This window comes from Kitasatospora sp. NPDC001660, from assembly GCF_053596725.1.
Window position 1 is genome coordinate 1 of the sequence record NZ_JBSFGU010000064.1, and the last position, 19,780, is coordinate 19,780.

At 74.9% G+C, this 19,780-nt stretch carries 17 protein-coding genes; 7 read left to right on the forward strand and 10 right to left on the reverse strand.

The genetic code is table 11. From position 1 onward, the window contains the following. Both ACWCXH_RS36170 and ACWCXH_RS36175 read left to right on the forward strand, forming a co-directional pair. Positions 1-3,051, forward strand: a 3,051-nt coding sequence (locus ACWCXH_RS36170) for a polymorphic toxin-type HINT domain-containing protein (RefSeq protein WP_449805751.1), incomplete at its 5' end; no start/stop codon positions are given. 15 nt (positions 3,052-3,066) lie between these two features. After that, positions 3,067-3,732, forward strand: a complete 666-nt coding sequence (locus ACWCXH_RS36175; protein WP_449805752.1) for a hypothetical protein — start codon at positions 3,067-3,069, stop codon at positions 3,730-3,732. A 139-nt stretch (positions 3,733-3,871) separates the two neighbouring features. Here the strand turns inward: ACWCXH_RS36175 and pcp are convergent, their stop codons facing one another. From pcp to ACWCXH_RS36190, 3 genes are read right to left on the reverse strand one after another with little or no spacing between them, the layout of a single operon-like run. After that, positions 3,872-4,516, reverse strand: coding sequence for a pyroglutamyl-peptidase I (pcp, locus tag ACWCXH_RS36180; RefSeq protein WP_449805753.1), 645 nt, complete (start codon positions 4,514-4,516; stop codon positions 3,872-3,874). Between the two features lie 47 nt (positions 4,517-4,563). Continuing rightward, positions 4,564-5,532 (reverse strand): DUF979 domain-containing protein, encoded by a 969-nt coding sequence (locus ACWCXH_RS36185; RefSeq protein WP_449805754.1) that lies wholly within the window; start codon positions 5,530-5,532, stop codon positions 4,564-4,566. Next, complete coding sequence (locus ACWCXH_RS36190) at positions 5,529-6,257, reverse strand: DUF969 domain-containing protein (protein WP_449805755.1); 729 nt, start codon at positions 6,255-6,257, stop codon at positions 5,529-5,531. The genes ACWCXH_RS36185 and ACWCXH_RS36190 overlap by 4 nt, the downstream gene beginning before the upstream one ends. Before the next feature lie 159 nt (positions 6,258-6,416). Between ACWCXH_RS36190 and ACWCXH_RS36195 the strand changes: the two genes are divergently transcribed. The 4 genes from ACWCXH_RS36195 to ACWCXH_RS36210 are packed head-to-tail and all read left to right on the forward strand — an operon-like array spanning position 6,417 to position 9,392. Further along, positions 6,417-7,106 carry a GntR family transcriptional regulator gene (locus ACWCXH_RS36195; protein ID WP_449805756.1) on the forward strand — a complete coding sequence of 230 codons (690 nt, stop codon included), beginning with the start codon at positions 6,417-6,419 and terminating at the stop codon, positions 7,104-7,106. After that, positions 7,103-7,912 carry a LamB/YcsF family protein gene (locus ACWCXH_RS36200; RefSeq protein ID WP_449805757.1) on the forward strand — a complete coding sequence of 270 codons (810 nt, stop codon included), beginning with the start codon at positions 7,103-7,105 and terminating at the stop codon, positions 7,910-7,912. The genes ACWCXH_RS36195 and ACWCXH_RS36200 overlap by 4 nt, the downstream gene beginning before the upstream one ends. Beyond that, a complete protein-coding gene (locus ACWCXH_RS36205) occupies positions 7,909-8,532 on the forward strand; it encodes a 5-oxoprolinase subunit B family protein (RefSeq protein WP_449805758.1) in 624 nt (207 codons plus the stop codon). The genes ACWCXH_RS36200 and ACWCXH_RS36205 overlap by 4 nt, the downstream gene beginning before the upstream one ends. Then, entirely contained in the window at positions 8,529-9,392 is an 864-nt protein-coding gene (locus ACWCXH_RS36210) for a 5-oxoprolinase subunit C family protein (protein WP_449805759.1), read from the forward strand. The genes ACWCXH_RS36205 and ACWCXH_RS36210 overlap by 4 nt, the downstream gene beginning before the upstream one ends. Before the next feature lie 148 nt (positions 9,393-9,540). Here the strand turns inward: ACWCXH_RS36210 and ACWCXH_RS36215 are convergent, their stop codons facing one another. From ACWCXH_RS36215 to ACWCXH_RS36225, 3 genes are all read right to left on the reverse strand, one after another. Next, on the reverse strand, positions 9,541-10,806 hold the full coding sequence (locus tag ACWCXH_RS36215; protein ID WP_449805760.1) for an IS200/IS605 family accessory protein TnpB-related protein: 1,266 nt from the start codon (positions 10,804-10,806) through the stop codon (positions 9,541-9,543). A 325-nt stretch (positions 10,807-11,131) separates the two neighbouring features. Then, complete coding sequence (locus ACWCXH_RS36220) at positions 11,132-11,704, reverse strand: IS607 family transposase (protein WP_449805761.1); 573 nt, start codon at positions 11,702-11,704, stop codon at positions 11,132-11,134. 119 nt (positions 11,705-11,823) lie between these two features. Further along, positions 11,824-16,578 (reverse strand): hypothetical protein, encoded by a 4,755-nt coding sequence (locus tag ACWCXH_RS36225; protein ID WP_449805762.1) that lies wholly within the window; start codon positions 16,576-16,578, stop codon positions 11,824-11,826. On the opposite strand from ACWCXH_RS36225, the gene ACWCXH_RS36230 reads away from it, so the two are divergent. Further along, entirely contained in the window at positions 16,577-17,023 is a 447-nt protein-coding gene (locus tag ACWCXH_RS36230; RefSeq protein WP_449805763.1) for a hypothetical protein, read from the forward strand. The two genes, ACWCXH_RS36225 and ACWCXH_RS36230, sit on opposite strands and share 2 nt — an antisense overlap. On the opposite strand, the gene ACWCXH_RS36235 is transcribed toward ACWCXH_RS36230, so the two are convergent. From ACWCXH_RS36235 to ACWCXH_RS36250, 4 genes are all read right to left on the reverse strand, one after another. Continuing rightward, a complete protein-coding gene (locus ACWCXH_RS36235) occupies positions 16,976-17,662 on the reverse strand; it encodes a DUF402 domain-containing protein (protein WP_449805764.1) in 687 nt (228 codons plus the stop codon). The two genes, ACWCXH_RS36230 and ACWCXH_RS36235, sit on opposite strands and share 48 nt — an antisense overlap. Then, complete coding sequence (locus tag ACWCXH_RS36240) at positions 17,659-17,826, reverse strand: hypothetical protein (protein ID WP_449805765.1); 168 nt, start codon at positions 17,824-17,826, stop codon at positions 17,659-17,661. Before ACWCXH_RS36240 ends, ACWCXH_RS36235 begins: the two co-directional genes overlap by 4 nt. An 86-nt stretch (positions 17,827-17,912) precedes the next feature. Then, entirely contained in the window at positions 17,913-18,245 is a 333-nt protein-coding gene (locus ACWCXH_RS36245; protein WP_449805766.1) for a hypothetical protein, read from the reverse strand. Between the two features lie 108 nt (positions 18,246-18,353). Further along, positions 18,354-19,697, reverse strand: coding sequence for a hypothetical protein (locus ACWCXH_RS36250; protein WP_449805767.1), 1,344 nt, complete (start codon positions 19,695-19,697; stop codon positions 18,354-18,356). Positions 19,698-19,780 lie beyond the last annotated feature (83 nt).

Here is a 19,780-nt window from a genome sequence, read left to right on the forward strand (position 1 = left end):
AACACGGCCCAGGCCGCGGCCGCGGCGGCGAGCAACGCCGCCGACTCCGCGTCGAACTCGGCCACCCAGGCCCACAAGGTCGCCGACATCGCCCGCGCCTCCGACCAGGAGCGCCTCGACGAGCAGCAGGCCACCGAGATGGCCGCCGCCGACGAGGCCTCGCGCGAGGCGGACCTGAAGGCGAAGACCTCGGCCTGGGAGGCCGGCAAGGCCACCCAGCTCGCCGCCGACACCGACCAGCTCATCAAGGACGCCACCGCGTCCGGGGCCGACCCGAAGACCGCCGTGCTGAAGGGCCGCCAGGCCGCCCTGCGGCTGCTGGACTCCGGCGGGCCGTGGACCAGGGCCGCCGCCCAGACCGCACTGGAGGGCGACGACACCGCCGTCCAGGCCTTCCTGACGACGAACCTCTCCGTCGCCCGCGACCGTGACGACCGCACCAGCGTCACCGCCATCGCCCGTACGCCGGGCAAGCTGGAGAAGCGCCTCGCCGCCGAGGCCGCCGCCGCCGGGACCCCGGACCAGGTGAAGGCGTTCCTGGCCACCGGCCAGTACCCGGGCAAGGACGACGACGACCGCGTCGCCCTCTCCCAGATCATGGCCACCGGCGGACCGGGCGTGAAGGCCGCCGCCGGCAAGGCCCTCGACGGCACCATCGACGACGTCCGCGCCTTCCTCGCGGTCGGCCAGTTCAAGGCCCGCGACGACGACAACCGCGTCCTGGTCACCCAACTGCTCACGACCGGCGGCGCGGAGGTCAAGGCCGCGGCCCAGGCCGTGCTGTCCGGCCCCGCCGACCGCCTGGTGCCGTTCCTGCAGACCGGCCTGCCCAAGGCCCAGCAGCGCGACGCCGTCACCGCCGCCCACGTGGCCACCATCCAGTCCTACCTCGCCACGATCGACGGCTCGGTGGCCCAGGCCCGCCAGTACGCCGCCCAGGCCGCCCAGTCCTACGCCACCGCCCGCGGAGCGGCCAACGAGGCCGCCGGCTACGCCAACCAGGCCGGCCAGTCCGCCCAGCAGGCCCAGGGCTTCGCCGACCAGGCCGCCCAGTCCGCGCAGGCCGCCCAGGCCTCCGCGGCGCAGGCCGCCCGGTACGCCCAGCAGGCCCAGGCCAGCGCCGCCGCCGCCAACACCGCGGCACGCAACGCCGGCTTCTCGGCCGCCGCGGCCACCAGCTACGCCGCCCAGGCCCAGCAGTACGCGGCCACCGCCAAGGCCGCCGCCGACCAGGCCCAGGCCAGCGCGGCAGCCGCCAAGCAGAGCGCCGCCGAGGCGGCCAAGGCCGCCGCCGACGCCCAGGTCGCGGTCTGGAAGAAGCAGGAGGCGGAGGCTGCCGCCTCCCAGGCCGCAACCGCCGGCAACGAGGGCGTCGACGGCAGCGGCGGCGACGGCGGACGGGCCTACTACGTCGAGACCGTCCCGCACGACGACATGAAGCCGGCCAACGTCCAGGAAGACATGTCCAAGTGCATCTCCGACGACCCCGGAAGCATGAGCGGCATGTGGTCGTCGCTCTTCGGTTCCACCACGTGGCACAAGAACGCCGCCGGGGACCTGGTCTGCAGCGTCAAGCTCACGGCGAAGGTGTCCGGCACCGTCGACTACGTCATGCGCACCTGCCCGGAGGCGGGACTCGCCCTCGACGCCTGCAAGGGCAAGTACCAGACCTGGGACACCGTTCTCCTGAGCACCCAGCACGTTGACGGCGTCCCGTACGAGACCACGGTCGACCTGACGTACAAGGACTACAAGACCAAGTACGACCCGAACGTGGTCGCGGGCCAGATCCTGTGGCAGATGGTCGCCGGCGACTTCATCAAGTGCTTCAACAACCCGGGCCTGAACGCCTCCTGCGGCTGGGCCGCCGCCTCCCTCATCCCCGTCGGCAAGCTGGTCGACGCCGCCAAGGGCGTCGTCGCGCTGCGCTTCGCCATCGAGGCCGGTGTCGGCATCGAGGACGCCAAGCTCGCCCTCCAGGCGACGCTCAACGGCTACAGCCAGACGGTCGTCGGCAGCTTCACCGCCCTGGCCGACAACGTCGCCAAGTTCCGCCAGGCCCTGCGGGACGGCACCGGGACCGATGCCGCCCTCGCCGCCCTGCGCAACGACCGCAACGTCGACCGGGCCCTGGTGGAACAGCTCGAGGCCGAGGCCGAGTACACCACGGCCGCCCGCACCTCGTGCCCGATCAACAGCTTCCCGGCCGGCACCCAGGTCCTGCTCGCCGACGGCTCGCACCGGGCGATCGGCGAGATCCGCACCGGCGACCGGGTCATGACCGCGGACCCCGGGACCGGCGGCCTGCACCCGCAGCCGGTGACCGCCACGTTCGCCCACGACACCGAGCGGCTCGTGGACATCGGTCTCGCCGACGGCAGCACCCTGTCCACCACCGCCGGCCACAACCTCTACGTGGACGGCGCCGGCTGGACCCTCGCGTCGAACCTGCGCGTCGGCACCAGCCTGCGCGGCACGGGCGGCTCGCCGCAGGCGATCACCTCCCTGCACGACCGCACCGGCCTCGCACCGCAGCAGGTCTACGACCTGACCGTCGACGGCGACCACACCTTCTACGTGCGCTCCGGCGCCGGCGGCGGCCAGGACGTCCTCGTCCACAACTGCATCGACATCGTGGCTGACGGCGACCTGTCCAACGCCCACACCCTGTCCGAGCACGTCGGCCAGACCGCCCAGCAGATCGAGGACAAGATCGCGAAGAGCGGGGTCGCCACGGTCTGGACCGACCAGGCCACGGCCGCCAAGTCCGTGGCGGCCGCGTTCCAGCAGTGGATGGCGCGCTCCCCGAAGAACGCCGCCAAGCTGAAGAAGTGGGTCACCGAGCAGTCGAAGAAGAACTTCTTCGACCCGGACGTCGACCTGTTCCCGATCGACTGGGAGCTCAGGGACACGGGATCGCTCGGCACGATCTACACCAAGGTCGGCAACAACATCGTCCCCACCGCGGCTGGCAGCAAGGTCGTCATCCGGCTGAAGTACGTCAAGAAGCACGCCGACAACTTCGTCGTCTACACCTCGTACCCGCAGTAGGGAATGATCGCCACCGTGAAGCCACGCCACGACTTCGACGAGGACTTCGGCCTCACCGGGCTCACGAAGTACCTCGCGATGCACCTGACGCTCAGGGACGAGGCCTCCTGCCTCGACCTCGCCGAGCGGCTCTTCGAACGCGAAGGGCCGGTGTACGCGCAGGAGGTGCTGGACGACACCCGGCGCCTGGCGCAGTCGCGGCTGCCGGACGACACGCTCTCGGCCCTGTGGCTGGCGGCCGGCCGGGCGCGGTTCGACCCAACGGGCGCCGGACTCGGCATCCGCATCTGGCTGCGCCGGGTCGAGGACGCCTGCACCGCTTTCGTGCGCCGGGGCGATCCCGCCTTCGTTCCGGCGCTCTCGCCGGCCGATCCGGACCCCGGGCTCCGGGCGGCCGTGCTGGCGGAGCTGCGGGGTGTCGGGCCGGCGCTGGCCGAAGCAGCCGTCACCAGCCTCTACGTCCCGCCGCTGCCCGGCCTGGTGCCGGCACTGGTGGCGGCCGTCGACGAACTGGGCCCCGACCTCGGGTTCCGGCTCTTCCTGCGGGCCGTGAAGGTGTACTTCATCCCCATCGGCCCAACCCGGCTGGGCCGGTTCGAGGAGATCGGCCGCAGGCTCGGCTACCACGAGTGGGTCGTCGAGGACGGAAACCTCAACATCCGGTCGGACCTGGAGGACTGACAGCGGCACACGACGCACCGGCGGGGATCTCCTCCCCCGGGCACCCCGGGCGGCCGGGTTCCCGCGATCCCGCGGGGACCCGGCCGCTTCGGCATGACGGCCCTCCCGGGGAAGGCTCGGCGGGGGTTTTCAGTGCGTCTCAGTGGGTTGCTCCCTCCGGGACGCGCAGGTCGGCGCAGTGGGTGGCCGCTGCGGTGAGCAGCGCCCGCAGCGCGTGGGCGACGGAGTCGGCCGGCAGGGAGGGCTGGGCCCGGTCGAGGACCTGCTCGGGCAGGGCGGGTATGTGGACGAAACCGCCGCGCACGGCGGGGCGTTCGGTGGCTATCAGGTGCATCAGGGCGTAGAAGACGTGGTTGCAGACGAACGTCCCGGCGGTGTGCGAGAGGGAGGCGGGCAGGCCCGCCTCCCGGACGGCGGCCACGCACGCCTTGACCGGCAGCGTGGCGAAGTAGGCGGCGGGGCCACCGGGGACGACGGGCGCGTCGACGGGCTGGGCGCCCGCGTTGTCGGGGATGCGCGCGTCGTCGACGTTGATGGCGACGCGCTCGACGGTGACGTCCGGCCGGCCGGCCGCCTGGCCGAGACAGACCACGAGGTCCGGGGCGCACTCCCCCATCGCCGTGCGCAGTTCCTCGGCCGCCCGCCCGAAGACGCAGCTCAGGCGGACGGCGGTGACCAGCAGGCCCTCGGGCGGGTTGTCGGCGACGAGGCGGGCGACCTCCCAGGACGGGTTGACGTCGGCGCCGTCGAACGGTTCGAAGCCGGTGAGCAGGACCCTGGTCATGGCGGCCTTTCTGCTGGAGGAACGGGGCCGAGGCGGATCGGGGCGGGTCAGAACGCGAAGAGCGACATGATGGCGATGTTGCAGGCCAACAGCGCACCGGCGGTGGGCACTTGGGCCTTGATCGGCCCGTACTGGTCCTTGAGTTCGAGCAGCGCGGCCGGGACGAGGTTGAAGTTGGCCGCCATCGGGGTCACGAGCGTGCCGCAGAAGCCGGCCAGCATGCCCACGGCCAGGACGACGCCCGGGTGGCCGTGCAGCTGGGTGATGAGGATCGGCCAGCCGATCGCGGCGGTCATGACCGGGAAGGCGGCGAAGGCGTTGCCCATGATGATCGTGAACAGGGCCATGCCCAGGCAGTAGACCGCCACCGCCGCGTACTTGCTGCCGTCCGGCAGGAAGTGGGTGGTGATCTTGCCGACCTGGGTGCCGACGCCGGCGCCCTGGAAGATCGAGCCCAGCACGGCGAGGAGCTGGGGCAGCAGCAGCGACCAGCCCATGGCCTCCAGCAGTCCGCGCCCGGAGTGCAGGGCGACGACGGGGTTGCGCTCGCGGGTGAGCAGCAGCGCGATGCCCAGGGCGACGAGCGAGCCGATGCCGAGCCCGAGGAGCGTCTCGCTGCCGGTCTGGAGCAGTGGGCTTCCGCCCACGTGCACGCCCTTGAGGAGCGTGCCGCAGGCCAGTGCGACCAGTGGCAGGGCGAGCGCGGGGATGAACAGCCGGCTGCCCAGGCGCGCGGCGGAGGCGGCCCGTTGCTCGGGGGCGGCGGTCGTGGACGTGCCGCGGCCGGTGAGGCCGAAGCCGGCCAGGCAGATCATCGCCAGGACGGCCGCGCCGAGCGGTGCGGCGGGCGCGCTCTTGTCGGCGACCCAGCTGCCGTAGACGAAGCTCGCGCCGAGCAGGCCCCAGAAGGCGGCGCTGCCGTAGCGCTTGGGGTTGCCGCGGTCCGCGGCCATCTGTGCGGCCATCGCGAGGAAGACGGCTCCGACCAGCCAGTACAGCCACTCGACCTTGATCATTTGCTCGTCTCCTCGATGCGGTCGGTGGTGGCGGTCGCCTTGTCCGTCGCGGACACGTCCCGGGCGTCCCGGGCGAGGGTGTTGTCCAGGCGCAGCAGGCGGGCGCCGTGGATGAGGGTGGCGCAGATCGCGGTGGGGATGGCCCACAGGGCGAGCTGCACCGGTTCCAGGCCGGTGTGGTAGGTCGCGTTGACGAAACCGGTGATCAGGAGGATCGAGCCGACGGCGAGGAAGCAGTCCTCGCCGAAGAACAGGCCGACGGTGTCGGCGCTCGCGGCGAAGGAGCGCAGGCGTTCGCGGGCCTTGTCGGTCAGGGTGCCGTGGCGGCGTTCGGCGGCGGCCTCCGCCATCGGCGCGATCATCGGGCGCACGGCCTGGGCCGGTCCGCCGAGGCCGGTGAGGCCGAGGGCGGCGGCGAGCTGACGGATCACCAGGTAGACGGCGAGCAGGCGCCCGGCGCTGACCTTGGCGAGCTTGTTCATCAGGGCGCGGGCCTGCTCCTGCAGGCCGTGGCGCTCCAGCAGGCCGATCACCGGCAGGGTGACGGCGAAGAGGGTCACCGAGCGGCTGGAGGCGAAGCCCGCGCCGAAGGCCTCCAGGACCTTCATCGGGCTCATCCCGCCCAGCAGTCCGGTGACGACGCCGGCGGCGCCGACGACGAGCAGCGGATTTCGCCGGGTGGCGAACCCGGCCACCACGACGAGGATGCCGACAAGAACGATCATGTTCCTGACCGCCTTTCAGAGGGGCCTCCGCCCCTGTGGGTGGCCGTCGTCGACGCCACGGGCGGAGGAGGTCCCGGCCCAAGTGGGCCGCGACCGTACGGGGGTTGCCGCGAGGCTAGGGGATTGTGGAACAATCCGACAAGAGTTCAGGAGGTGGACGTGACCGGGGTTTTCGACGCACTGGCGGCCGACCGGAGCCGGATCGAACGCGCCAGCGCCGCCCAGCGCGTGGCCGACGTGCTGCGCGACCACATCACCGAGGGCCGGCTCGCCCCGGGCACCCGGCTGTCGGAGGAGGCGCTCGGCGATGCGCTCGCCGTCTCGCGCAACACGCTCCGCGAGGCGTTCCGGCTGCTGGCCGACCAGCGCCTGGTCGTGCACGAGATGAACCGCGGCGTGTTCGTCCGGATCCTCAACCCGGCCGACGTCGCCGACATCTACACGCTGCGCCTGGCCCTGGAGACGGCCGGCGTGCGCGCCCTGCACAGCGCGGCGCCCGAGCGCCTGGCCGCGGTGCGGGCCGCGCTCGCGCGGGCGGAGGGCGCCGAGGCGCTCGGCGACTGGGTCGCCGTCGGCACCGCCGACCTGCACTTCCACCTGGCCGTCGCGGGGCTGGCCGGCAGCGAGCGGATCGACGAGTGCATGGCGCGCCTGGTCGCGGAGCTGCGCCTGGCCTTCGCCGCCGTGCCGTCGGCGCGCGAGCTGCACGCGCCGTTCCTGCGGCGCAACCAGACGCTCACCGGGCTGCTGGAGTCGGGCGAGATCGACGACGCCGAGGTGGAGCTGACCCGGTACCTGAACGACGCGCGCGCGGTGATCATCCGGGCGATGACGGGGGGCGCGAGATGACGCCGCCGCCCGTTCCGACGGCCGTGGGCCTCGACGCCGACCTCGGCGAGGGCGTCATCGACCTCAACGCCGATCTCGGCGAGGGGTTCGGGCGCTGGACGCTCACCGACGACGAGGCCCTGCTGTCGGTGGTCACCAGCGCCAACGTCGCCTGCGGCTTCCACGCCGGGGACCCGTCCACCATGCGGCGGGTGTGCGCGCTGGCCGCCGAACGCGGCGTGCGGATCGGCGCGCAGGTCTCCTACCGCGACCTCGCCGGGTTCGGACGGCGGGCGATGGACGTGCCGCCGGAGGAGCTGGCCGACGAAGTCGCCTACCAGATCGGGGCGTTGCAGGTGTTCGCACGGGCGGCCGAGGCGCGCGTCGCGTACGTCAAACCGCACGGCGCGCTGTACAACCGGACGGTGCACGACGAGGACCAGGCACAGGCGGTGGTCCGGGGCGTCCTGCTGGCCGCACCGGGACTTCCCCTCCTCGGGCTGCCCGGCTCGCGGCTGCACGAGGCCGCCGGGCGGGCCGGGCTGCCCGTGGTCGCCGAGGCGTTCGCCGACCGCGCCTACACTCCGCACGGCACGCTGGTCCCGCGCCGCGAACCCGACGCCGTCGTCCACGACCCCGACGCCGTCGTCCACCGCTCGGTCGCCATCGCCCGCGACGGCGAGGTCACCGCGCGCACCGGCGAGCGGATCCGGCTGCGGGCCCGCTCCCTGTGCGTGCACGGCGACACCCCCGGCGCCGCGGACCTCGCCGGCCGGGTCCGAACGGCCCTGCGGGCGGCCGGAGTCCGCGTCGAGGCCTTCGCATGAGCGCGCGAGTTCTCCGGGTGGGTCTGGACGCGCTGCTGGTCGAGCTCGACGGCGCCGACGAGACGGCCGCCTTCCACGCCGAACTCCAGCGCCGCCGGGCGGCGTCCACGCTCCCGTCCGTCGCCGAGGTCGTGCCCGCCGAACGGACCGTGCTGCTCGACGGCGTCGCCGACCCCGACGCCCTGGCCGCCGAACTGGCCGGCTGGCGCGTGCCGCCGCTGCGGGCGACCGCCTGCGAGACGGTGACCATCCCGGTGCGCTACGACGGCGCGGACCTCGCCGAGGTCGCCGCGCTGTGGGGCGTCGCCGAGCACGAGGTCGCACGCATCCACTCCGCGACCGAGTTCCGCGTCGCCTTCAGCGGCTTCGCCCCCGGCTTCGGCTACCTGACCGGCCTGCCCGAGCGCTACCGGGTGCCCCGGCGGGCCGTCCCGCGCCCCGCCGTCCCGGCCGGGGCGATCGCCCTCGCCGGCCCCTACACCGGCGTCTACCCGCGCTCGTCCCCGGGCGGCTGGCAGCTGATCGGGCGCACCGACGCCGTGCTGTGGGACCCGTCGCGCGAGCGCGCCGCCCTGTTCAGCCCGGGCACCCGGGTCCGGTTCGCGATCGAGGAAGCATGAGCGTCGTCATCACCGGTTCCGGCCTGCTGACGACCGTCCAGGACCTCGGCCGCCCCGGCCACGCGCACCTGGGCGTGCCGCGCTCCGGCGCGCTCGACCAGCCCGCCCACCGGCTCGCCAACCGGCTGGTCGGCAACCCCGCGACGGCGGCCACGCTGGAGACCACCGTGCTCGGCTGCGCGGTGCGCGTGGAGCGGGCGGTGACGGTGGCCGTGACCGGCGCGCCGTGCGCCGTGCGGGTCGACGGGCGGCCCGCCGCCTGGGCCGCCCCGGTGCGGGTGCCCGCCGGGGCGCTGCTGGACGTGGGCGCGGCGACGCGGGGTGTGCGCAGCTACGTCGCGTTCGCGGGCGGACTCGCCGTCACCCCCGTGCTCGGCAGCCGCTCGACCGACCTGCTGTCGGGGCTAGGCCCCGCCCCCCTCGCCGCCGGGGACGCGCTGGCGCTCGGCGAACCGTGCGGCCCGGCGGCCGGGGCGGACGTGGTGGCCTCCCCCGCACCGCCCGACCCGCTGCTCCTGCCGGTCCTGATCGGCCCGCGCGACGACTGGTTCACCGCGCGCTCCCTCGCCGTCCTCACCGGCTCCGGCTACCGCGTCTCGCCCACCAGCAACCGGATCGGCCTGCGCCTGGACGGCCCGCCGCTGGAGCGCGCCCGCGAGGGCGAACTCCCCAGCGAGGGCATGGTCCTGGGCTCCGTCCAGGTCCCGCCCGACGGCCGCCCGGTGGTCTTCCTCGCCGACCACCCCACCACCGGCGGCTACCCCGTCATCGGCGTCATCCCCGCCGCCGCCCTGCCCGCCGCCGCCCAGGCCTCCCCGGGCACCCCGGTCCGCTTCACCCCGATGCGGCGCAGGCGGTGAGTCCGCCGGTGAGTCCGCCGGTGAGTCCGCGCACCCCAGCCGGCCGCCGTCACGGTGACCCCCACCGAGTCCGCCGCCATCACCACCGAACCCACCGTTCCTACTCAGTGAGAGGCAGTGAGTCTTGGACCCACTGCTGTTCACTGGCTCATCCCGAACGGTCTTGGATGGGCTGGTCCACCGCGTTCCTCGTGCCGCGTTCGGTGCCGACGGATCGTGTCCGTGGTCCGGGTACGCGGGGGCGGTTTCCCTCGCGCCCTCGGCTTTCGGGTCGGGCCTGGGCGGTCCGATGCCCGCGGCGATCGCTCTGGTCGTCGCGGGGCGGTGCCGTCCGTCGCCCGATCCGGTGACCGAGGGCGCGTCGTCCGATCGCCACGCCTGCCGCCTGGTGGCGGGTGACGAGGCGTCGTGGCGTGGAGAGTGGGGCTTGCCAGTGCCGCGCGCCCCACACCGAGGTGTAGGCGGGATCGACGGCGATCACGCCGATACCGGCTTCCGCGCACATGCTCACCAGACGGGCGCGGAGTCTTCCGGTGGGAATGCCGGAGATCAGCTGCCGGAACCGCTTCCTGCGGCCGTGCTTCTCCCGGGTTTTGGACTCTTGGAAGTCCAGGTCTTCGATGGCGATCGCCTGCACACCGCAGGCGATCGCCCAGTGCAGTAGCCGGGTGAGGGCATGGCGGAGCTGGGCGTCGCGGTGCGTGGCGCTGCCGGACAGGTCGTAGCCGAAGCGGCGCGGCGCACCCGTGGGGTTGCCGTGTTCGTCCAAGCGCCACGCGGCGAGGTGGTCGGCGTTCATGTCGACGCCGATCACGCCGTCGGCCCGCAACGCGTCCAGCGGTACGACGGGCAGGGGTTTGCGCTTCCAGGAGGCGTCGAGATACCAGCGGCCACGTTCGACGTCGAGGTGGATGCGGTACGCCACCGCCCGGTTCGCATCGATACGCTCGCGCCACTCCTCGCCCCGGTGCGGGAACGACACCTTGGCCGCGAGGATGTACCGGCCGTGTGGGGCGTTGGCCAACCCGGCGAGCGGGGCGGGCAGTTTGATGCCGACCCCGCCGTTCGGGGTGACGCGGATGGTCTCGTTGCCGTACCTCTTGCCCGACTCCCCGTCAGCGGTGAGGAACCGGCGAACGGCGTCCCACTGCGAGCGCCACTGGGCCTCGGTCTTCTCTGCGGTGCCGAGGTTGTGGCGCTGCTTGAGCAGCCGACGGCCGCCCCGCACCACCGACACGCGGCCCGCTTCCCGCTCGGCCTGTACGCGCTCGTGCTCGCCCTCCAGGATCGCCAGGCGGCGTGACTTTTGGAACCACTCGTGCTTGCTGCGGTAGCCGCCGGGCCGGCCCTTTCCGCCCGCCTGCCCGATCGGCAGGGACAGGCGGTGGCAGATCGTGCGGATGGCCGCGTCCAACGACTGAAGGTGCGCCCACTGGGCACGGCGGGACAGACCCCACTGGTCGTGTGTGGTGGAGGTGACCGACCCGGCCCAGCGCGAGGTCGACTCGGCCGTCAGCTCACGCTTGCGCGACGCCCATGTGTCGGTGGAGTGCTCCAGGCCGTCCCGGCAGCGCCGGGCGAGATCACGGGAGGCGAGACGGCCCATGTGTCCGCCGACCAGCCGCAGCACCTTGTCGTCCTCGGCCGTGAGGCCCTTGAGCCGGTCTCGGATAGTGACGCCGGACGGCCCGTCGACGACGAACGGCCGGGCGATCTCCCGAAGCGGCTTCCTGCCCGCATCAGCCATGCCCGGCGGCCTCCAGGGCCTTGCGCGCACGGTTGCGTGCCGAGCGGCGACCGTACAGGCGGGCGCAGAACGAGGTCAGTATCTCGACCATGTCCCGCACCAGGTCGTCCTCGACCTCGCCCTCGTCCAGCACCACCAAGCGGCGGCCGGTCGCGGACAACGCGGCCTCGACCAGTTCGACGTTCATCCGTCCGAGCCGGTCCTTGTGCTCCACGACGATCGTGGTCACCTCCGGGTCGGCGAGCATGCGCCGGGCCTTCGACCGGGCGCCGTTCATCCCCGAGCCGATCTCGCACTCCACGCGCACGACGCGGTGGCCGGCCTGCGCAGCCCACGCCGCAAGCCGGGCGCTCTGCCGCTCAAGATCGGACTTCTGGTCATGAGAGGAGACACGGGCATACAGGCCGACACCACCCACTGCCTGCGGGGAGGCGTTCGCCTCAATGTTGACCAGGATCGTCCGACCCGCACGCACCGCAGGAACGGGAAGAGTCCCCCTCCGAAACCACTCATACGCCGTCTGCGGATGGACGCCCTGAGCCAGCGCCCACTCCTTCAAGTTCACGCTGACCAAACTAACATGACACTCATTCACCCTCACCAACTCGAACCAATTCGTACTCAAATCCGAACAGTTCACTACCCCTCACCGCACCCGCGTAGCCCGCACCCTCCTGGCGGGCCTCAGGAGGTCGGGGCGCCGTGGAGGCGGGTCCAGGTGGTGGTGAACAACTCGTGCAGCGGGACGGGGGGTTGGATGCGGGGGAAGGGGGCTTGGATTTCGTTGCGCCACAGGGGGCGGACGGTGTGGGTGGCGAGTTTGGGGGTTTCCAGGGGGAGGTGGGGGGACTTCAGGTCGGTCCACTCGCCGGGGAGGAAGAGGGTGCGGCCGGCGCGGGGGCGTTTGGCTTCGATGACGGTGCCGGTGGTGAGGAGTTCGGTGCGGGCCGCGGTGTGCTGCTTGGCGGCCCAGGCGTTCCAGCGGCGGATGTTGCGGTCGGTGGGGGCCGCCAGGGTGGCGAGTTGGAGGTAGAGGGCGGCCGCGTCCGGGCCCACGTCGAGGTGGCGGGCGGCGTGGGCGACGAGGTCGGGGCAGGAGTGCCGCGGGTTCGCCTCGTAGGCCCCCGCGGGAACGGGGGTGGTGCGGGCGCGGTGCATCATCCGTTCCAGTCCGCCGCCGGGCAGGAACGGGGACAGTCGGTCCAGACCGTCGGCCAGGTCGGCGATGTCCCGCACGCGCTGCCAGGCCTGCGGGTCGGTCAGCGCCGCCGGGCGCAGGAACGCCTCGCCGTGGGGTGAGCAGACGACGAGCGGGCCCCAGTCGTAGGCCTTCGGACGGGGCGGGCTCTTCTCCTCGCCGCGGCCCTCCGCCACGGGGAAGCGCTCGGGGCCGAAGCGCCGGGCGATGCCCTCGGGGGTGTCCTTGATCCGTCCGCCGGGCAGGGCCAACAGCAGTTCCGGGCGGGCGACTTCGGCCCGCAGGCGCTCGTAGAGGTCGATCGCGCCGGCCACCGCCGGATCGCCGACGGGCCGGTCCGTCCACGCCCACACGAGGGCGCCGGCGAACTGCGGGAGGCTCAGGCCCACCGGGGTGCCGTACGGCAGCGCGGGGCCGGGCGGGGGTACGGCCCTCACCTGGGCCCCGGCACCGTAGGGGGTCGGGGCCAGTTCCCAGTCGGCGGCCTCCACCGTCTCGTCGGTGGCGGCCGCGTAGCCGCCGGCGAGGCGGCGGGCCCAGACCTCGGACAGGCCCAGGTCGGCCTCCAGGGTGTCGGCGGCCTCGTCGTGCACGGCGGGTAGCATCCCGAGGCGCTCGCACCACGCGGCGGCCATCCGCTCCACGGCCGCCTCGACGCCGCCGGGGTGCCACAGTTCGGCCGGGTCGTCGGGCAGGGCCGCGGCCAGGACGGCCCTGCGGCCCTCGTCGCCGAGCCGGGCACGCAGCCGGTCGTAGGCGTCGGCGGTCATGGGGGTGGCCTTGTAGGGGGCCTTGGTGACGAGGGCGCGGTGGTCGTCCCGGCCTGCGCGGGCGACCAGGCCGGCGACCACCAGGCGGGCCAGCGGCCGCCGCAGGCCGGTGAGTTCGGCGAAGCGTGCGGCCGCGGACTCCGGCAGCGGGAGCGGCCCTTCGGCCTCGACCGCGGCGACGAGGGCGCGCAGCCGGGTGGCGTCGTCGCGCTCGATCCGCACGAGCCGGGCGGAGGGGACGGCCTGCGGGAGCGGGTCGCCGGCGGAGGCGGGCGCGACGAACCAGTGCTGCTCGGCTCCCTGCGCGCGGACGGCGGCGGAGGCCACCGCGAGGCCGTCCGCGCGCAGCCCGTCCAGGGTCGCGGCGCCCGCGTGGCCCGCCCACCAGCGGCTGTCCGCGCGGGCGAACGGCTGGTCGGCCCAGGTGTCCAGCAGCGCCAGCAGGGCGGCGCGTTCGGCGTCGGGGGTGGGAGCGATCGCGGCGCGCCAGGCGGCGGCGTCGATCGCGCCGAGCAGCTGCGGCCAGTCGTGCGGGGGCGCGGGCGGCGAGAGGCGGCGCGTCTCGTCGGAGATGGTGCCGGCCAGGTGGGCACCGTCGGCGGCGAGCGCGCCGAGCGTGGCGGGCAGGGGCGCGTCCGGGGTGCGGCGCCACTCGTCCTGTTCGCCCTCGCGGACGAGGCCGAACAGGGCGGGCATCAGCTCGGTGTCCGGCGCGGAGCGGCGCGGCAGGGCGGGCGGTGCCTCGGCGAGCACGGTGACCCGCCGGTGCAGAGCGAGGCGGCGCCGCTCCACCCGGGCGGCCCGCGCGGCCACCGCGGCGACGGCCTCGGCCAGCACCGGGTCGGTGACGGCGGGCAGTTCGCGGGCGACGGCGGCGCGCAGCGCGTCGGGGCCGTCGAGGGCGGCGGCCAGCAGGGCGTCGGCGGCGGGCCGGGTGACGGCGCGCAGGGCGCGGGAGGCGGCTTGGTCGCGGGTGCGCAGCAGGTACCAGTAGGCGGGCGGCAGGGCGGTGCCGCCGGAGACGGTGACCGCGCGGTCGGGTGTGCCGCGCGGGCGGCGGGGCGTGTCGTGGCCGTCCTGCTCCCACAGCAGGGTGCCGTCGGCGGTGTAGGCGCGTACGCCGGTGCGGGTCTGGGATTCGGCGAGGACGACGTCCTCGGCGGCGCCCTCCGGGGGCGCCCACAGGCCCCAGGGGGTCTGGCCGGGGCGGTCGATGTCGAAGCGGGCGGTGCGGCCGTCGATGCTTTCGAGGAGGAAGTGGTCGGGGGCGGGGTCGCGGTGGCGGGTGCGGTGGAGTACGCGGGTGCCGACGAGTCCGTCGCGGCTGCCGAGCGGGGAGCCGGTGAGGGTGGCGGGCAGCGGGGCGAGGTGGAGGTCCTCGCGGGAGACGGCCATGCCGGTTTCGGCGGGCAGGGCGGGGTCGGCGGGGCGGCCGGGGAAGTCGGGCAGGGGCACCGGGCCCTGCGGCTCGCCGGTGACCGGGTCGGCGAGCCGCCAGGGCCGGTCGCCGAAGACGGCGTTGGTCCAGATCCTTGTGCCGTCGCCGAGCTGCAGTTCGTCGCCGTCGATGCCCTCGGTGTCGCCGGGGCGCAGGATGCGCAGGCCGCCGTGGCGTCCGGCGCCGTCGGCGGTCTCGAACTGGAAGCCGTAGGCGCCGTCCAGGCTGCCGCCGTAGGGGACGAGGCCGTTGAGCCGGGTGGGGGTGAAGGGGGTGTCGGGGCGGTCGGCCCAGACGGCGGTGTCGCAGTGGTAGGGGCGGTCGGCGAGCGTCCAGCTGACGAGGAAGGAGCCGCCGGCGTAGTGGACGGCGAACAGGGTGGCGTCGTCGGGGACGGTGAAGCGGCAGGAGGTGCGGACGCCGTCGGGGTCGACGGCGATGGCGCGGTCGCGGCTGAAGACGGTCAGGACGGGCCAGGTGCAGGTGATGCCCTCGATCCCGGTCGGGCCGTCGGCGCGCTCGGCTTCGAACTCGGCGTGGACCGACTCCAGGGCGGGCCAGGCCAGTTCCTCCGGCAGGCCGGCGGCCAGCGAGCGGTGCAGCGCGCCCGCGGCACAGGCGTCGGCGAGGGCGCCGGTGATGCCGGCGAGGGCCGTGACCGTGGGGCGGTCGAGGACGGTCTCCAGTTCGGTGACGGCCTCCTCGGCCCCGGCCATGCCGCCGCCCGCGACGGTGTCGACGAGGCGGCCGACGCGGGCGGCGACCTCGTGGGCGATGCCCTCGTTGCCCGGCAGCAGCGTCACGGCCGTGCCGGAGCGGCGCGGGCGGGCGGGCCCGTGGTCGGGCAGCAGACCGGCGTGGACGGTGCCTTCCAGGCGGGGGCCGAAGACCGGGTCGGCGGCGAGGGCGGCGAGGTCGCGCCGGGAGGCGGCGCCCCAGAAGTGCATGCGCACCTCCCGGCCGGGGTCGGTGACCGGCACGCCGGCCGCCAGGCAGGCGTCGAGCAGGTCGGCGTCCAGGCCCTGCCAGTGGTGGCGGGTGGTGTGCAGCGTCACGCCGCCGTCCCCGACACATTCGGGGCACGCGGCCCGCTCGGCGCACTCGGCGCGCAGGCGCGGACCCAGCTCACCGACCACGTCGAGGAGTTCGGACGGGAGCTGCTGGCGGGTGACGCCGCCGCCGGAGGTGACGTACTGGTACATGTGGGCGAAGTGGCCCAGCCAGCGGCGCAGTCCGCCTTCCGGGACCACCCGGCCGTGCGCCATGGCGTCGATGACGCCGCAGGCGATCAGCAGCCGCAGCCACGCGCCGCCGTCGGTCGCCCCGTCCGGGAAGACGTCCACCAGGGCGGCGGCGGCCGCGTCGGTGGGCGGATGGGCGGTCAGCAGCGGTGCGGCGTCGCTGAGCAGTGCGTCGGGGACGGCCTTGTTCCGCGCGGCGGCGAGGATCGCGCCGACCATCCGGGCCGCCTCGCCGTCCCCGTGCCCGGCGGCCTTGGCGGAGGCCCGGGCGCGGCGCACCAGGTCGGCGGGCAGGTCGGCGGGCGAGGCCGCCCAGGCGGTGAGCAACTCGTCCAGGGCGGCGTGGGCGGCGGGCGGGTCCGTCGTCGCGGCGAGGAAGCGCTGGTGGGCGGCGAGCTCCTTGGCGGGCAGGGCGCCCTTGGCGGCGAACAGCAGGGCGTTGGCGCGCCGGTAGCCGGGGTCGACGGGCAGGCCGTGCGCGGACTCGGCCGCGCGGGCGGCGGTGTAGGCGCGGGCGGCGGGGCGGGTGCCGTTGCCGAGCAGGCGGTGGCCGACGGTGTCCCAGAACCACGGCAGGTGCGCGGGCGGCAGCCGCCGGGCCTGGCGCGCCATCGCGTCGACGAACCCGCCGGGCTTGCTCCAGTAGCGGTTGAGCTCGCTGCGCATCTCCCCCACCAGCGCGCGGGCGGCGTCGGCCGTGCCGGGGTCGTGGGCGGCGGCCCAGTCGGCGTACGTGGTCGAGGCGTGCGCACCGGTGGTGGCGGGCAGGAGGGACTCCAGCGGGACGATCATGCTCCGGATCGTCGCACGGGCCACCGACGGCGCCTCCTCGGGGGCTGGGCGCATGGGGCCGGTGACCGTCTTCACCTGCGCGACCTGCGACAACCCGCTGACCGTCGGGCTCCGCAAGGCCCGGCCCGCCGCCGTCGGGCAGCGGACGGGCCGGCACCGGATCGGCACGCCGCGGATGGCGCAGGGCACTTACGCGCCCAGCCGCGACTCCTCCTTTTTCCTTCTGCACCCCGACGACCTGCCGGGGGCCCGTCGGCACCCCGATCCCGGGCGCCGCAACGGCTGCTGCGGACTCGACGGCCAGGACGGCCCCGACCCCGTCTGCGCGGGCTGCGGCGCCGAGGTCGCGACGAAGGAGTCGGACTGCTGGACGCAGCACCTGGTGGCGCTGATGCCGTCAGCCGTGCGGGTCGCCGGTCCCGAAGTGGCTGGCCCCGTCGGGTAGTTGGGGCAGTGGCCAGGCCGGGTCCGGCGTCCAGGCGGGCCAGCCGCCGGCGAACGGTCCGGCGCGGTCCTGGAGCAGGCCGAGCGCCCGCTCCCGCGCGGCCTCGACCGCGCGGTGCAGGTGGTCGTCGACCAGGCCGAGGCGGCGCAGTTGGCCGTACTCGTCCTCGTCCTTCCACCGGCAGGCCGACAGGTCGGGCTCGACCACCAGGTCCACGGCGAGGTCCATCGTGTCGATCCCGAGGCCGGGCCGGCGCCGGTACGGATGCTCGAAGTTGACGTACCAGCGCAGGGGCGCGTGGGTGGCGGCGTCCTGGAAGCAGTGGACGGAGAAGTGCTCGTCGGCCAGGAAGCGGGAGAGCAGTTCGGTGCGCTCCCACCGGTAGGGGCCGAGGTGCCAGGTGCCGGACGCGAGGTCGTCAAGGCCGCTTTTGCGGGTGGTGTCGTCGCCGGTGCGGCGGGCGTCGATCCAGGTGGTCGGGGCGAGGCTCTCGATGCCGGGCCAGTACGCGAGGGTGAGGGTGTCGCCGGTGTCGTCGAGCACCCGCTGGGGCATCGCCGTCCACACGCGCCCGGCGTGGACGTCGCGGCGCACGGCGGTGGTGCCCGGGTGGAAGAGCTCGGACCGGGGGGCCGTCACCGGGCGGGCCGGGCCTGGCAGGCGGGCTGGTGCCAGGTCGTGCGTACGGGGGTGCCGTCGGGCAGGAGGTGCTCGGTGTGCCAGGTGCGGCAGCACGCCGGGCGCTGGTAGGGGCGGCGACGGCGGCGGGAGACGGACGCGGGGGTGCCGGTGAAGGTCGTCATGCCCGCCGTTCTGCCACCCGTGGCGGGTGCCCAACCGCCTCCCACACGAAAGGGCGACCGGTGGTTCGGGCGGGCCCGGCGCGGGATCACCCGGCGGCGGGTGTCTGCGGCGGTGCCGGGCGGGCCGGGCTCGTCGTGAGCTTCCGTTCGTCGGCGCGCAGGTTCTCGGCCTGCTCGCGCAGGCGCCGCTCGGCCCAGCCGTAGGACTCGCGGGCGCCGGGGGTGGTCATCCGGGCGCCGATGGTCCCGGCCAGCTCCCGTGCGGTGTCGAGCAGGGCGGCGAGCGCGCCCAGCAGTACGGCCTCGTCGTCCGGAGCGACGTCGGCGCGGCGCGCACGGGCTCGGGGCAGGGCGTCCTCCCTGATCCGCGTCCCGGCTCCGCGGACGGCTTCGGCCATCGCCACTGTCTCGGGGTCCATCCCGGCCTCCTGCTCGCGTGCCCGCCTCGATGTCCCGGTATGTCTCCCCCGGCCGTCGGCGGATCAATCGGCCTCGCGGGCGGTGGCGGGCCGGGAGAGGCCCACGCGTCAACCAGCCCCGGCGGCGGTGGCGAGGAGGGCGGGAAGGGGGCCCGGGAAGGGGCGCATCAGGGTGTCGACCTCGCGCCACAGGCCCGGGGCCGGCGGGTGGGCGGCCAGGTGGTGGGCGAGGTAGGCGAGGGTGGCGGCGTGCAGCGCGGCGCGGCCGCCGCCGGGTTCCTGGGTGTCGGCGTGGAAGGCGGAGGTCTGGCCGGCGTGGCAGGCGATGGCGAAGGCCGGGCGGGCGTGGTCGATGGCCTGCCGGGCGGTGATCAGGCCCAGTTCGATTCCGGACCAGAGGTGGTGGATGTCCAGGCCGTCCTTGCCGATCGGGGTCGCGGCCAGGACGGCCAGCGGGTCCGCCCCGTCGAGCGGGCCGAGGGTGGGAGGGCGCCGGTAGTACGTCGACGCCGGCGGCCGGTACGCCGGGATCGCGGGGGCGGCGGGTTCGGGGGCCGGGAGGTCCCGCGGGGCGGGGCGGCCGGTGAGCAGGACGCGGGCGATGTCGGGCGGGCAGTCGGGGCGGCGGGCGAGCAGCCGCGCCGCCATGCGCGGCAGGCGGCGGAACAGACCGGCCGCCGCGACCAGCGCCCAGTCCACCCGATACGGCTCGGCGAGGATCGCCCGGCCGCGCCGCGCGTCGGCGGGCGTGCGGACCCCGCACAGGCGGCGCAGCAGCGCGCCGGTGCCGGTGAGGCGGTCCTCGGCGCTGGTGAGGAAGGGTTCGGGGTCGGCTTCGGCGCAGGCGTCGGCGATCTGACGGGTCGCCTCGTCGAGCGCGGCGCCGGGTGGCAGGGCGGCCAGGACCTCCCGGACCCGCGCGGGGCCGTCGGCGAGGCGCACGGTGCGCCAGGCGGTGGCCCAGACGGTGGGCGGGATCGGGCCTCCCCAGCGGTAGGTGCGGCGGTCGATCAGCGCGGCGGCGGCGAGGTCGGCGTCGCCGGAGGTCAGGGCGGCGCGGTGGTGCTCCACCCGGTAGCCGGTGCCGGCGGCGACCACGGTGGGGCGGCGCAGCCGCAGGCGGCACTCGACGGGGTAGGCCAGGCACGGGTTGTCGGCGAGCTGTGCGTCGATGCGGGCGTCGTCGAGGTCGAGCAGGCGTTCCTGGGCCGCGTGGTTGCGGACCGCGCGGGCCAGGGCGCGGCGGACGGCGGGGGTGCCGTCGGCGACGGCGCTGTCGATCACGGTGGGCGGGTGGTCGTGGCCGAGGAAGAAGAAGTCGGGGTCGGCGTCGACGAGTTCGGCGAGCGCGGCTGCCCGGTGGGCGCGCGGCAGCAGCGCCACCAGGCAGCCGACGTCGAAGCGCCGGGCCAGTTCCTCGACGCTCCGGGTGTACTCGTCCGCCGTCGCCATGGCGGGGACGCTAACAGGCAACGCCTGGACGTCGTACGGAATTTCGCCGGCTTCGCCCGGCGGGACGACCGGGGTGGTACGGG

What these genes read in the sequence shown, in the direction of transcription:
- pcp (WP_449805753.1), bottom strand. Translation starts at nt 4,516, where the DNA reads ATGACCAGGGTCCTGCTCACCGGCTTCGAACCGTTCGACGGCGCCGAC.
- ACWCXH_RS36185 (WP_449805754.1), bottom strand. Translation starts at nt 5,532, where the DNA reads ATGATCAAGGTCGAGTGGCTGTACTGGCTGGTCGGAGCCGTCTTCCTC.
- ACWCXH_RS36190 (WP_449805755.1), bottom strand. Translation starts at nt 6,257, where the DNA reads ATGATCGTTCTTGTCGGCATCCTCGTCGTGGTGGCCGGGTTCGCCACC.
- ACWCXH_RS36200 (WP_449805757.1), top strand. Translation starts at nt 7,103, where the DNA reads ATGACGCCGCCGCCCGTTCCGACGGCCGTGGGCCTCGACGCCGACCTC.
- ACWCXH_RS36205 (WP_449805758.1), top strand. Translation starts at nt 7,909, where the DNA reads ATGAGCGCGCGAGTTCTCCGGGTGGGTCTGGACGCGCTGCTGGTCGAG.
- ACWCXH_RS36210 (WP_449805759.1), top strand. Translation starts at nt 8,529, where the DNA reads ATGAGCGTCGTCATCACCGGTTCCGGCCTGCTGACGACCGTCCAGGAC.
- ACWCXH_RS36230 (WP_449805763.1), top strand. Translation starts at nt 16,577, where the DNA reads ATGCTCCGGATCGTCGCACGGGCCACCGACGGCGCCTCCTCGGGGGCT.
- ACWCXH_RS36225 (WP_449805762.1), bottom strand. Translation starts at nt 16,578, where the DNA reads ATGATCGTCCCGCTGGAGTCCCTCCTGCCCGCCACCACCGGTGCGCAC.
- ACWCXH_RS36240 (WP_449805765.1), bottom strand. Translation starts at nt 17,826, where the DNA reads ATGACGACCTTCACCGGCACCCCCGCGTCCGTCTCCCGCCGCCGTCGC.
- ACWCXH_RS36245 (WP_449805766.1), bottom strand. Translation starts at nt 18,245, where the DNA reads ATGGACCCCGAGACAGTGGCGATGGCCGAAGCCGTCCGCGGAGCCGGG.
- ACWCXH_RS36250 (WP_449805767.1), bottom strand. Translation starts at nt 19,697, where the DNA reads ATGGCGACGGCGGACGAGTACACCCGGAGCGTCGAGGAACTGGCCCGG.